General features: G+C 74.1%; 10 protein-coding genes. 3 read left to right on the top strand and 7 right to left on the bottom strand.

Annotated features, from left to right (window positions below):
- Window positions 1–12 precede the first annotated feature (12 nt).
- On the top strand, window positions 13–561 hold the full coding sequence (locus ACYUD3_RS21755; protein ID WP_470972331.1) for an NUDIX hydrolase: 549 nt from the start codon (window positions 13–15) through the stop codon (window positions 559–561).
- 6 nt (window positions 562–567) lie between these two features.
- Here ACYUD3_RS21755 and ACYUD3_RS21750 read toward each other — a convergent pair whose 3' ends face one another.
- The 5 genes from ACYUD3_RS21750 to ACYUD3_RS21730 all read right to left on the bottom strand — a co-directional run bounded on the left by ACYUD3_RS21750 (window position 568) and on the right by ACYUD3_RS21730 (window position 6,418).
- The gene (locus ACYUD3_RS21750; protein ID WP_470972329.1) at window positions 568–1,602 is read right to left on the bottom strand and encodes a Rieske 2Fe-2S domain-containing protein; all 1,035 of its coding nucleotides are present in this window, start codon (window positions 1,600–1,602) and stop codon (window positions 568–570) included.
- Entirely contained in the window at window positions 1,511–2,626 is a 1,116-nt protein-coding gene (locus tag ACYUD3_RS21745) for a terpene synthase family protein (protein WP_470972327.1), read from the bottom strand. Before ACYUD3_RS21745 ends, ACYUD3_RS21750 begins: the two co-directional genes overlap by 92 nt.
- A complete protein-coding gene (locus ACYUD3_RS21740; protein WP_470972325.1) occupies window positions 2,623–4,017 on the bottom strand; it encodes a protoporphyrinogen/coproporphyrinogen oxidase in 1,395 nt (464 codons plus the stop codon). Before ACYUD3_RS21740 ends, ACYUD3_RS21745 begins: the two co-directional genes overlap by 4 nt.
- A gap of 213 nt (window positions 4,018–4,230) precedes the next feature.
- Window positions 4,231–5,259, bottom strand: a complete 1,029-nt coding sequence (locus tag ACYUD3_RS21735) for a GNAT family N-acetyltransferase (protein ID WP_470972323.1) — start codon at window positions 5,257–5,259, stop codon at window positions 4,231–4,233.
- A 28-nt stretch (window positions 5,260–5,287) separates the two neighbouring features.
- A complete protein-coding gene (locus ACYUD3_RS21730) occupies window positions 5,288–6,418 on the bottom strand; it encodes a hypothetical protein (protein ID WP_470972321.1) in 1,131 nt (376 codons plus the stop codon).
- A gap of 170 nt (window positions 6,419–6,588) precedes the next feature.
- Between ACYUD3_RS21730 and ACYUD3_RS21725 the strand changes: the two genes are divergently transcribed.
- Together ACYUD3_RS21725 and ACYUD3_RS21720 are read left to right on the top strand one after the other, a co-directional pair.
- Entirely contained in the window at window positions 6,589–7,302 is a 714-nt protein-coding gene (locus ACYUD3_RS21725; RefSeq protein ID WP_470972319.1) for a class I SAM-dependent methyltransferase, read from the top strand.
- 89 nt (window positions 7,303–7,391) lie between these two features.
- Complete coding sequence (locus tag ACYUD3_RS21720; RefSeq protein WP_470972317.1) at window positions 7,392–9,602, top strand: MMPL family transporter; 2,211 nt, start codon at window positions 7,392–7,394, stop codon at window positions 9,600–9,602.
- On the opposite strand, the gene ACYUD3_RS21715 is transcribed toward ACYUD3_RS21720, so the two are convergent.
- Both ACYUD3_RS21715 and ACYUD3_RS21710 read right to left on the bottom strand, forming a co-directional pair.
- A complete protein-coding gene (locus tag ACYUD3_RS21715) occupies window positions 9,599–11,095 on the bottom strand; it encodes a M81 family metallopeptidase (protein WP_470972315.1) in 1,497 nt (498 codons plus the stop codon). The genes ACYUD3_RS21720 and ACYUD3_RS21715 overlap by 4 nt on opposite strands.
- A gap of 51 nt (window positions 11,096–11,146) precedes the next feature.
- Window positions 11,147–12,334: an ROK family transcriptional regulator gene (locus ACYUD3_RS21710; protein ID WP_470972313.1), complete on the bottom strand. Its 1,188-nt coding sequence runs from the start codon at window positions 12,332–12,334 to the stop codon at window positions 11,147–11,149.
- Window positions 12,335–12,343: the final 9 nt, after the last annotated feature.

Below are 12,343 nucleotides of genomic sequence, written 5' to 3'. Positions count from 1 at the left end.
GCGAGGAGAACCATGGACGAGAGCTTGGAAGAGAGCGTGGAAGAGATAGTCGCCCTGTACGCCCAGGACGAGGTGCCCGGCCGCGTGACCGGCAGCGCCCCCAGAAGCCGCGTCCGCGCGCGGAACCTGCCCCACTCGGCCGCGAAGATCCTGGTCAGGGACACGGCGGGCCAGATATACGTGCACCGCCGCACCGACACGAAGGACCTCTACCCCGGCCTGTACGACGTATGGGTGGGCGGCGTCATCGACGCGGGCGAGGACCCGCACACGGCCGCCGCCCGCGAACTGGCCGAGGAACTGGGCGTGAAGGGCGCGGCCGTGGAACTGGTGGACCTGCACTGGTTCACGGACGCCCACACCAACTTCCTGGCCCACATCTACGAAACGGTCTATGACCCCACCCTCCACGGCCCGATCATCCACCAGCCGGAGGAGGTGGCCGAGGGCTGGTGGCTGCCGTGGGCGGACCTGAAGGCCGAACTGGCGGACCCGGCCTGGCCGTTCGTACCGGACGGCCGAGCACTGCTGGCGCGGTACGAGGAGGTGCGGGGCGTGTGAGGTGGCTTACTTCAAGGGCGTCCCAGGGTCGCTGTACAACCCCGCCGCCCACCTCCGGAACGCCATGAGCTGGCCGTCTCCCTTGGCCAGGCGGGGGCGTTCCAGGTAGGTCTTGGTCTGCCAGATCGCCTTGTCCTGGTTGAGTTCGCGGGTGGTCCAGGAGGAGACGGGGCGTAGCAGGTGGAGGAAGGTTCGCTCTACTGCCTTGCGCAGGGCTGTGCGCAGGGTCGGGGAGGAGACGCGCAGGAGGGCGGGGCTCTTCAGGCGGGTCACGGAGGTGACGCGGAGTCGGCCGGCGTCCAGCGGGAGGATCAGCATCTCGTTCAGCAGGCGCAGGCGGAAGCGGGGGATGCGGATGCGGGCGGTGATGAAGCCCAGTCCGTGGCCGTCGACGTCCCAGTGCATCGCCGTGCCGCCCACGAGCGGGAAGAGGCGGACCACCTCCATGGCGAAGTGGTAGCGGTGGCCGTGGAACTGCTCGGGCTCGGTCGTACGGAGGCCCAAGTAGCCGTGGAGGACGGTGAGATGGCCGAGGTCGTGCAGGTTCTCGACGAACTCCTGCGGATAGCTGTCGAATTCGTGCACGACCAGGTGCGGCGGCGAGTAACCGGCGCTGGTGCCCTCGGGGATCGCCCAGCCCGGCGGGGCGTTCAGGGAGTGCCGCCACACCCAGACGACCCCGTCGGTCTCGTGCGCCGCGCGCGGCTGAAGGCTCGCCCGGGGCGGCGGCGTCCCGTACCCGGTGGCCACGCACGCCCCCGTCGGGCCGTACGCGAACCCGTGGAAGGGACACACCAGGTCCTCGCCCCGCACCGCGCCGCCGACCCCGAGGTGGGCGCCGAGGTGCGGGCAGTACGGCCGGACGGCGCGCAGCAGGCCGCCGCGGGTGCGGTAGACGACGATGTCCTCCCCGGCCAGCCGTCTGCGCAGCACCGTCCCCGGCGGCAGTTCAGCGCTGTGGGCGACGGGGAACCAGCCGTCCGGGTGCGGGAGCAGGACGGGGCGGTCGGGGGAGGTCGGGGTGCGCGGTGTCTTCCACATGGTCTTCCGGTCCGTGAGGGGCGTATCTGCCGGAGCGCTGGTCCCAGTCGTAGGCGCCGCGCATCATCGAGCGGAGGGCGTCGGTGCGGTAGCGGTCCAGGTCGGTCGTCCGCCGTTCGTCCAGGCGCAGTGCACGGCACAGCGCGGGCAGCCGGCGCTCCAGCGCGAGGAACCGTCCGGTGCGGCTGCGGACCATCCCGGTGACCGCCGTGATCGTGTCGCCCCTGGACCAGCCGTTCTCCAGCTGGAGTTGGAGGACGAGGTTGCAGTCGCCGCCGGCCTCCTCCTTCTCGACGGAGACGATGTCGTTGTCGAGGATGACCACTTCGCGGGTGATGCGGCGCATCGCGGTCAACAGGGGGCTGCGGTAGGCCTGTTGCGGCACCTCGAAGCGGCCGATCCGCTCGGCGAGGTCGAGGACCGGCGCGACCCCGACGGTGTCGGCGCGCAGCCGGAGCTGGGCGGCGGACGAAGGGACCACGCCCCGGCGCCGGTGGTCGGCCTCGGTGACGTGCGCGCGCAGATAGGCCCGCCAGTGCCGGGCCGCGCGCTCCGCCCAGGCCGCCGGCATCCCGTCCCGGCTGCGCGCCCACAGATCGGCGAACGCCCGCACCAGCGGCACCCCGTCCGGCGCCGGCCCGTCCGCGTCGAGCACGGCGGCGAGGGCGCCGGTGAGGTCCCGGGCGTGGCCGGGGTCGCGGCCCCGCTCCCCGTCGAAGTGGTCGTCGAACACGAAGAACCAGCTCTGCTGGTCGACACCCAGATCGAGCCCGTCCCCGACGGCCGACGGATGGCACCGCGCGGCCAACTCGCTGTAGCGCGCCCGCAGATGCCGCTCCTCGGCGGCGGCCGTGGCCAGCAGCCCGAAGGACCGGGGCCAGTCGAGATGCTCCCGCCGGGCCCGCTCGTGATCGGGGCTGATCCGGCTGGGGAAGGGGATGGGGAGTACGACGCCTTGGGGCATGTCAGGGAACTCCTGGAGGTCGGAGCGGTCGAGGGGCTGCCGGTCGAGGCCGCTCTTCACCCGTCCCGGCCCCCCTCCAGCACCGCCCGCAGCCGCCGCGCCGCCCGTTCCCCGGACACGGACGCGGTGTTGACGCTGGAGGTGCAGAAGTAGTCCCCCGCGAGCTGGACGAGGGAGTCCTCGCGGGCGGCGCGGGCCTGGAACTCCCGCATGGCCGTCCAGTAGCCGGGCCGGCTCTGCATCCAGGCGTAGGGCCAGCGGCTGACGTGGGTGAACAGGGTGTGGTCCGCGACGCCCGGCACGAGCGCGCCGCCCGCCTCGACCAGCTTCCGCGTGATCAGGTCGTCGTCCTGTCCGATCAGCTCGCGGCTCCACGCCGAGGAGGCGTAGAGGGTCACGAGCGCCTTTCCGGCCGGGACGCGGTGCGGCACCTTGTTGTGTTCGAGGCTCGCGGCGAGCACGGCGCTGTGGTGCGAGTGCGCGGTGGCGTACACCATCGAGGCGGTGGTGCCGGGCACCCGGTCCATGGCGACGTGCAGGGCGGCGATCGTCGCGTTGCCGACCTGGGTGCGCAGGAACTCCCGGCGCCAGGGCGCGAGCCCCGGATGGATACGGGCCGCCTGCCGGGGCGGGGTGGCGATCACCACGCCCTGGAAGGTCTCGGTGCGGTCGGAGGCGTCCGCGCCGCTCCAGGTGACGGTGACGCCGTCGCCGCGCCGCTCCACCGAGGTGACCTCCGCGTCCCGGGCGACGTCGAGGCGGCGGGCGAGGAGTTCCGCGTAGGAGGACATGCCGTGGCGCAGCGCCAGGAAGGGCTGGCGGCGCAGGAACAGGCCGAAGGCGTACAGCATGCAGGCGGCCGAGACCTCGCCCGGCGCGGTCCCGACGAAACCCCGCACGGCCGGGTCGACGAAGTGGTCGAACACCTCGTCCCCGAGCCGCTCGCGGGCGTACTCCTCGGCCGAGAGGTGGTCGACCCCGGCCAGCTTCGACAGATCCTCGGCGTCCCGCTGTCCTCGGTACCGCCAGAGGTCCAGGCCCATTCTGGAGAGGGCCAGCTTGCCGCGCCAGGAGATCAGACCGGTGCGTGCCACGTCCCGCAGCAGGTGTTCGACGGCGAACTCATGGGTGACGCCCGCCGGATCGAGCATCCCGAGCAGCGAGGAGGCCGGCACGAGTTCGCGGCCGAGCCCGGCGTCGTGTACGAGGCCCATGAAACCGGCGTAGCCCCGGACGAGTTGGGTGGCGCCCTCCTCGATCAGGAAGCCGTCGCGGGTGAGCGTCCGCATCCGCCCGCCGAGCCGGCCGTCCCGCTCGAACAGCCGCACCCGGTACCCCGCCTGCCACAGCCGCAGGGCCGCCGCCGTCCCGGCGGCTCCGGAGCCCACCACGGCGACTTCTCCGCGCTGCCCGGGGGGAGTCACGCGCGGCGGTGCGGCGGCGCTGGCCATGGTGTCGTCCTCCGGAGGGTGACCGCTTGGCGGGGACGGAACTCAGTCTGAAGGCCGTGACTCCCGCTCACGCAAGGCACACTCCCCCGGCGCTCCGACGCACGGACGGCCCGCTCGGCACACGGCGGCGGACAGGGAAGCACGGCGCGGCGGGCAGAAGCAGAACGTCCCCTTCCGCGCCCCGCGCACCTCGACGCACCTCGCCGCGACCCCCTACCCCGGCACCCCGATCCAGTACCCCGCACCGCAGTGCGCCCGTGCCCCGAACCCCCGCTTGAACCGCCCCACCGAATCCCCGGACCGGCTGCCCCCCATGTGGTAGAAACGGCAGCCGCGCGCACACGCCTCCTCGATCGCCAGGCACTGGAGCAGGCTCGGCGCCGCGGTGGCCGCCGCCGCGGGCTTGTCCATCGCGCCGCGCCAGTACAGGGCGTGCGGGCCGCGCCACAGGGTGACGATCCCGGCGACGGGGACCCCGTCGAGGCGGGCCAGCCAGATCACGCAGTCCTCGCCCAGATGGTGGGCGACGGCGGCGAACTTGCGGCGCGGCTCGGTGAGTTCGGCCTGCCGCCGGGCCCGGACCGGGTCGGTGCCGGTCTGCCGCGCCCAGCGGTCCACGGACAGCCGGTACAGGGTGTCGAACTCGTCCAGCAGGGCGGGCGAGTTGCCGCGCTCGACGCCGAGTCCGGCGCGCCGGGCCCGGCGTACGGCGCCCCGGGCGGCGCCGGTGAAGCGGTCGCGCCAGACCGTGCCGAAGCCGCCGGTCAGCGGGAGGGTGTAGGTGGTGCGGGGGGTGAGCCGGGCCGTGGCGGGGGCCGCCGCCCGCCAGACGTCGTCGGTGAGCGGGTCGGGGTACAGGTACGCGCGGCCCTGCGGGCGCCGGGCCAGGTCCGCGAAGACCACCGCGGCCTCGGCCGGGGTGACCCGCCCGCCCGGCGCCACGACGCCGCCGCTGCCCCAGCCCGCCGGCCAGCCCAGTTCGGGCCCCCGGGCCGCCGGGGTCCAGCGGCGGCGCACCATGGGCAGGATCAGTTCCCGGCCGCCGGGCCACCGGTACCAGCGGCCGGCGTCCAGGTACGGCGCGGTCTCCCGGACCGCCGCGAGCCAGCCGGGGGTCTGGGTGACGAGCGCGTGGGGGTCGCGGTCCAGCGCGGCCAGCCACACCTCGCGGGGGACGGGGCTGGTGACACGGACGCTGCGGGTGAGGTGGTCGGTGACCCAGGTGTCGGGGGCGGAGATCATCCGGCACCTCGCGGCGCGGCCGGCGCGGTCACGGTCCCGTCACCCCGAGCGCCTCGGTCACCTCGGCCCAGAAGCGCGGGAAGTCGGCGTTCACGTCGGGTCCGTAGCGCACCCGGACGCGGGGCAGTTTCTGGAGTTCGGTGAGGACGCTCTCGCGGGCGACCACGTCGGCGGGGCGCGGCGCGAGCATCCCCAAGTAGTCGGTGAAGTACCGCAGTTGACGTCCTGCGGCCGGTTGCAGTTCGGGCAGTTCACCGTCCTCGGCCGCCGAGATCCGCCAGCCGCGTAAGTGGGGGTCGGCGGTGGGCAGGAGCAGGGCGGCGGGGGTGGGGTTCGGGTCGACGCGGGCGCCGGTGACGGCGGTGAACTCGTCGATGTCGCAGTACAGCCGGACCCGTCCCGCCCTGGACCAGGAGCCGGAGAGGGCGGGCAGGGTGCCGACGGGGGCGCCGCCGTACCGGCGCAGCGGGAAGGTCTCGAAGCGTTCCCTTGCGGGGTGGCCGGCGAGCTGGCCGACGCCGATGCCGAGCCGTCTCGGGACCCCGCCGAGCGCGGGCGGTCCGTCCGCCGCCGCGCGCCATGCCAGCAGCGCGCCGTCGGAGACGAAGTCCCAGCCGGCCAGCGTCGAGGCGAGGAACGCCAGCGCCGACCTGCCGCAGCCGTCCGGCCCGAGCACCGCCACCGCCCGCCCGCCGCGCGCCACCGCCGCACCCCGCAGCACCGGCACCCCGCCCGCGTGCAGCTGGGCGCAGAGGAGAAAGGCGACCAGGCGTACGACGGCCCGGCGGGTGCCGGGGGTGTCGGCGCGCGCGTCCAGCCGGATGGTGCCCGCGTCCTGGTCGACGGTGATCAGGAGCGGGTCGCTGTCGCGTTCCATGTCGCGGAGCAGGACCATGCGGCCGGGGCGGTGTTCGAGGACGACGAGCCGGGGTCCGTCCTCGTCGAGCCACAGCTGGGGGCTGCGCGTCGCCGCTTCGAGGTCGGCGGGCGGGACGGGTACGGCCGGGTCGAGGTGGACCGAGACGGACGGGCCGCCCGGCGCGGCGGCCGGGAAGTAGGGGCCGAGCAGCGCGGCCAGGAATCCGCGCAGTTCCGGCGGCGCGTGGGTGACCGTCAGCCGGGCGAACCAGCGGGACAGGGTGAGGGCGTCGCCGCTCATGCGCCGTCCACCGCCCTTTCTGTGCAGGGGAAATGACTCCGCCCTCCCATCCTGGACCGCCCCGGCCCCCGCGCATAAGCCGCGTTTCACGCCCCGGAACACCTCTCCCGGCCACGCCCGCGCCCTGGCTAAGGTGGCGGCCACCCCGCCCCGGAAGGAGCCCACCGGTCATGCCCGACCTCGACGACCTCGGTTACGAACGCTTCGCCCGGCAGTACGACCGCGGCAGCGCCGGCCATCCGTTCAACACCCTCTTGGAGCGTCCCGCGCTGCTCGGTCTGCTGGGCCCGCTCGACGAGCTGCGGGTGCTGGAGGCGGGCTGCGCGGGCGGCCAGCTGAGCTGGCACCTGGCCGAGCGGGGCGCCCGCCTGGTCGCCCTCGACGCGAGCCCCACCCTCGTCGGCCTGGCCCGCGAACGCGTGGGCGCGGGCGCCGAGTTCCACGTCCACGACCTGCGCGAGCCCCTGCACTTCCAGCCGGACGGCTCCGTCGACGTCGTCGTCTCGTCGCTGACGCTGCACCACCTCGCCGACTGGGCGCCCGTCCTCGCCGAGTTCCGGCGCGTCCTCGCCCCCGGCGGGCGGCTGGTGATCTCCACGCATCACTTCCTCGACGACGGCGGCAGCCCCGACGGCGACTACCACGCCGTGGAGGAGGTCACCGAGCAGTGGGCGTCGTACGGGTCGCCGCCGCTGGTGGTGCGCCACTACCGCAGGCCGCTCGCGCGGATGCTCGCCGATGCCCGGCGCGCCGGTTTCGCCCTGACCGACCTGCGTGAGCCCCGCCCGGCCGAGACCCGCCGGACGGCGTTCGGCGAACAGAAGTTCGCCCGCGCCAGCACGCGCCCGCCGTTCCTGCTGCTGGAGTTCGCGGCCCGGCCCTGACCGGCCGGAACGCTCCTGACGTGCGCGCTCCCACGGTCCCCCGCACACTTTGAACACGCCGGGGGGCCGACCGTGAGGAGCGCCACCCCATGGCCTCACTGCTCTACCGCTTGGGCTGTCTGGCGTTCCGGCGCCGCTGGTACGTGACGCTGCTGTGGATCGCGGTGCTCGCCGCGCTCGGGTTCGCCGCCTCGGCGGCCCCCTCGGCGCCGAACAGCTCGTTCTCCGCGCCGGGCATCGAGGCGCAGCGCGCCTTCGACCTCATGGACAAACGGTTCCCGGGCGCGCAGGCCAACGGCGCGACCGCCCGGGTCGTGTTCGTCGCCCCGGCCGGCCAGAAGGTCACCTCTCCCGCGAACCGGGCGGCGATCGACAAGGCGGTGTCCCAGGCGGCGGGCGGACCCCAGGTCGCCACCGCCGTCGGCCCGTTCCAGGCGGGTGCGGTCAGCAAGGACGGCACGACCGCGTACGCGACCGTGACCTACAAGGTCGCCGCCGACAGCCTCACCGACGCCGCGAAGAACACCCTGCGCGGCGCGGTCGCCTCCGCGCGCGGGGCGGGGCTGACCGTGGAGACGGGCGGTACGGCGCTGGCGAGCACCCCGGGCGCGGGCGGCGCGGGTGAGGTGATCGGCATCGTCGTCGCCGCCGTCGTCCTGCTGGTCACGTTCGGTTCGCTGGCCGCCGCCGGGCTGCCGTTGCTGACGGCCGTGCTGGGCGTGGGGGTCAGCATGATGGCGATCACGGCGCTGGCCAGTGCGTTCGGGCTGTCCTCGACGACGGGGACACTCGCGACGATGCTGGGGCTGGCGTGCGGGATCGACTACGCGCTGTTCGTGGTCTCGCGGTACCGGGAGGAGCGGGCCAACGGGCATCCGGAGCAGGAGGCGGCGGGGCTCGCGGTCGGTACCGCCGGTTCGGCGGTCGTCTTCGCGGGGCTGACGGTCGTCATCGCGCTGGCCGGGCTGGCGGTGGTCGGTATCCCGATGCTGACGAAGATGGGGCTGTGCGCGGCGGGCGCGGTCGTCGTCGCCGTGCTGATCTCGCTGACGCTGGTGCCGGCGCTGACCGGGTTCTGGCCGCGCGCGGTGCTGTCGCGGCGCTACCGGCTGACCGGGCGGCGGGTGCAGGGGGTGCTGGGCAACCGGGGCAGCCGGTGGGCGGAGTTCGTGCAGCGGCATCCGTTCCCGGTGCGGTTCACGGCGATGGTGACGCTGATCGTGCTGGCGCTGCCCGCCCTCGGCCTCCAGCTGGGGATGCCGGGCGACGAGGCCAAGCCGACCTCGACGACCGAGCGGCGCGCCTACGACGACCTCGCCAAGGGGTTCGGGCCCGGCTTCAACGGGCCGCTGACCATCGTGGTGGACGCGAGCAAGGCCGGGGACCCGAAGGCGGCGGTGGCGCGGATCGAGCAGCGGATCGGGGCGACGCCGGGGGTGGTGTCGGTGACTCCAGCGCGGTTCAACGCCGCCGGGGACACGGCCGTCTTCTCCGCGGTGGCCGCGACCGCGCCGACCGACAAGAAGACCGAGGACCTCGTCCACACCATCCGCGATCAGCGGGGCGCGACGGTCGCCGGGACGGGGGCGACGTTCGAGGTGACCGGGAGCACCGCGCTCAACATCGACGTCGCGCAGAAGGTGCAGCGGGCGCTGATCCCCTATCTGATCGTCGTGGTGGGGCTCGCGATCGTGCTGCTGCTCATGGTCTTCCGGTCGATCTTCATCCCGCTCAAGGCGGCCCTGGGCTTCCTGCTCTCGGTGCTGGCCGCGCTCGGGTGCGTGGTCGCCGTGTTCCAGTGGGGCTGGGGCGCCTCCCTCATCGGCGTCGAGACGACGGGGCCGATCATGAGCATGATGCCGATCTTCCTCGTCGGCATCGTCTTCGGCCTCGCCATGGACTACGAGGTCTTCCTCGTCTCCCGCATCCGCGAGGCGTACGTCCACGGGCAGGGCGCCGGTGAGTCCATCACCACCGGGTTCCGCTACAGCGCCCGTGTCGTCACCGCCGCCGCCCTCATCATGATCTCGGTCTTCGCCGGCTTCGTCACCGCCGACGACTCCATGATCAAGATGATCGGCTTCGGCCTCGCCATCGCCGTCCTCTTCGACGCCTTCCTGGTCCGCATGGCGTTCGTGCCGGGCGTCCTCGCCCTGCTCGGCGACAAGGTGGCCTGGCTGCCGAAGTGGCTGGACCGGCTGCTGCCGCACCTCGACGTCGAGGGCGAGGCCCTCAGCCGGGCCCATCCGGCGGCCACCGCGCACCCCGACGCCGACAAGGACCCGGACCCGGTCGGCTAGAGCTCCTCGGAGCAGTGCGGGACGAGCCGGGCGCCGAGGTCCGGCTCGGGCATCTCCGGGTCGAAGGGGAACATCGGGCGGTCGATGCGGTGGTGGCCGAGCCGGGGCAGGTCCTGGTCGACGCCGCCCGGGGTGAGGGCCATCTTCCACCCGTCCGCCATCGCGAACAGCTCCGGCTCCAGATAGCCGATCTTGACGACCACCACATCGGCGGCGCGCGGCGCCAGCTCCAGGTCGGTGAAGTCGTGTTCGTGGTGGTACGGCTTGCGCAGGTCCGTCAGGATCACGCAGACGCTGCCCGTGCGCAGGACGACCTCGGTGCGCGCGTCCCGGTCGCCGTGCCGGATCGCGTGCACCTGCCCGGTGAGGGTGAGGGGACCTTCGTGCCGGTCGTCGACGGCCGCGCCCGCCGTGACGGTGACCGTCGCGCCGACGCCCGCCGCCACCGCCGCCGCGACCGCCTCCGGGGCGGGCAGCGAGGCGTAGATCAGGGCGGGCCCGGCCGGGTCGCGGAACTCGGGGCGCTCCAGGATCCGGGCGAGGCTCCAGGTGACGTCGCCCGCGCCGCCGGCGGTCGGGTTGTCGCCGGTGTCGCTGATGAAGTAGGGGCGGGCCGGGGAGTCCAGCGCCTCGTCGAGGCAGGCGTCGAGCGTGCCGGTGGGGGCGACGAACGCGAAGTCGTGCCGGGCGTCCCAGAAGCCCCGCGCCAGCCGCTCGGCCCCCGCCGCGACCGCCTCCCGGCCGGGACCGGTGACGACGACGGCCGCCTGGTTGCGCGGTTCGTCCGCCCACGCGTACCCGACCCAGATCGCCGCGTCGGTGACCCCGTCGGCCGCCTCGACCTCCTCGACGGCCGCGTACACGCCGCGCGCCGGCTCGATACGGGTCGAGGTCTGCTCACCGGCCAGCAGCACCGGCACCGGGACCCACGCCTTGTACGGGCGGGGGGCGCCGCCGGTGAGGAGTTCGACCAGGTTGCGGGCGGCGCGCTCCCGGGTCTCCTCGACGTCGATGTGCGGGGCCGTGCGGTAGCAGGTGATCAGGTCGGTGCGGTGGACGAGGTCGAGGGAGACGTTGCCGTGCAGGTCCATGGAGGTCGAGACGACCGTCTCGGGGCCGACGACCTCCCTGATCCGGGCGAGGAGTGCGGCCTCCGCGTCGTCCAGGCCCTCGACCGTCATCGCGCCGTGGATGTCGTACCAGAGCCCGTCGACCGGGCCCAGCGCGGCGAGCCGGTCGAGGAGGTCGGCGGTGAGGTCGGCGTACGCGGCGGCGGTGACGGTGCCGCCGGGGAGGGCCTTGCCGACGAGGATCCCGTGCCAGTCGGCGGCCTCGCGCAGCTGCGTGCCGGGGGCGAGGAAGGGGTAGCGGGTCAGGACGTCGGCGCCGCGCTGGGGGTGGAAGGCGGGGGCTTCGGTGCGGGCGGGGGAGAACGTGGAGGACTCGATGCCAAGGCCGGCGACGGCGATGACCGGGCGGGTGGTTTCGGGCATGGCTGATCCTTCTCTGACGCTGATCACATTTCTTGGGCAACTGCTGGGCGGCTAGCGCCCCGTCGTCTCCAGCCGCAGCGAGATGTCCCGCTGGAGCGCGAAGAACCCCGCCCCCGCGAGCCCCGCGTCCGCCCCGAGGCTCGCCCGCTCGATCAGCAGCTGCTCGGTGACCAGCGGATGGCACCCCTCGTACAGCTGGCTGCGCACGGCCGCGACGAAGGGTTCCAGGGTGGAGAGGAGGCCGCCGAGGTACACGGCGTCGGGGTTGAAGAAGTTGACGTTCGCGGAGAGCGCCATGCCCAGGTAACGGCCCGCCTGCCGGACCGCGCGGGTCGCCTCCGGGTCGGCGTCGGAGGCGAGATGGACGACGTCCTCGATGGACCGCACGTCGCTGCCGCGCTCGCGCAGGACGCGGACGAGGGCGGCGCCCGAGGCGACGGTCTCCAGGCAGCCGGTGTTGCCGCAGGAGCAGGGCGTGTCGTGGGCGGCCTCGACGCGGGCGTGGGTGATCTCGCCGGCGGCGCCGGTCGCACCCCGGTAGAGGCGGCCGTCGGCGATGATGCCGGCGCCGATCGCCGAGCCCATCTTCACCATGATCGACTGGCGGTGTCCCTCGGTCCTGGCGCTGTGCTCGCCGACGGCCATGCAGTTGGCGTCGTTCTCGATCGCGACGGGCACGCCGAGCCGGCGCTGCATCCAGTCGCGGACGGGGAAGCGGTTCCAGCCGGGCATCCGGGAGGGCAGGGTGACGACGCCGGAGCCGACGTCGACCGGTCCTGGCAGGCAGAGGCCGACGCCGCGCAGGAGGTGGCGGCCGTGCCGGTCGGCGAGCGCGGTGAGGGTGTCGGCGAGCGCGGGCAGCGCCTCGTCGGGGCCCTCGGCGGTGGCGAAGGGGACGGTGGTGACGTCGGTGAGGCCGCCGCCGGGCAGGGCGACGCCGACGCGGGCGTGCCGGCCGCCGATGTCGGCGGCGAGCGCGTAGCCGTCCGCGCCGCCGAGGCGCAGCACTTTGCGGGGCCGGCCGCCGGTGGAGGAGCGGGTGCCCTCCTCGGTGACCAGGCCGTGGGAGAGCAGCTGGCTGACGGTGAAGGAGATGGTGGAGGGCGCGGCGTCGAGCCGGCGGGCCAGTTCGGTGCGGGTGGTGGCCTGTCCGGAGGCGAGCAGTTCGAGGACGCGTTCGGCGAGCGCGGGGACGGCGGGGGCGGTCCTGCGGTGGGGGGCCGGACTTTTTCCCATCATGGCTGAAAT

It is taken from the genome of Streptomyces sp. AMJ-169, assembly GCF_055597585.1.
Note: the sequence above shows the minus strand (reverse complement) of the source record. Positions and strands in the feature narration are given on the sequence as shown.

Coding starts and splice junctions, on each gene's coding strand:
- ACYUD3_RS21730 (WP_470972321.1), bottom strand. CDS start 6,418: ATGAGCGGCGACGCCCTCACCCTGTCCCGCTGGTTCGCCCGGCTGACG.
- ACYUD3_RS21715 (WP_470972315.1), bottom strand. CDS start 11,095: ATGCCCGAAACCACCCGCCCGGTCATCGCCGTCGCCGGCCTTGGCATC.
- ACYUD3_RS21740 (WP_470972325.1), bottom strand. CDS start 4,017: ATGGCCAGCGCCGCCGCACCGCCGCGCGTGACTCCCCCCGGGCAGCGC.
- ACYUD3_RS21720 (WP_470972317.1), top strand. CDS start 7,392: ATGGCCTCACTGCTCTACCGCTTGGGCTGTCTGGCGTTCCGGCGCCGC.
- ACYUD3_RS21735 (WP_470972323.1), bottom strand. CDS start 5,259: ATGATCTCCGCCCCCGACACCTGGGTCACCGACCACCTCACCCGCAGC.
- ACYUD3_RS21755 (WP_470972331.1), top strand. CDS start 13: ATGGACGAGAGCTTGGAAGAGAGCGTGGAAGAGATAGTCGCCCTGTAC.
- ACYUD3_RS21750 (WP_470972329.1), bottom strand. CDS start 1,602: ATGTGGAAGACACCGCGCACCCCGACCTCCCCCGACCGCCCCGTCCTG.
- ACYUD3_RS21710 (WP_470972313.1), bottom strand. CDS start 12,334: ATGATGGGAAAAAGTCCGGCCCCCCACCGCAGGACCGCCCCCGCCGTC.
- ACYUD3_RS21725 (WP_470972319.1), top strand. CDS start 6,589: ATGCCCGACCTCGACGACCTCGGTTACGAACGCTTCGCCCGGCAGTAC.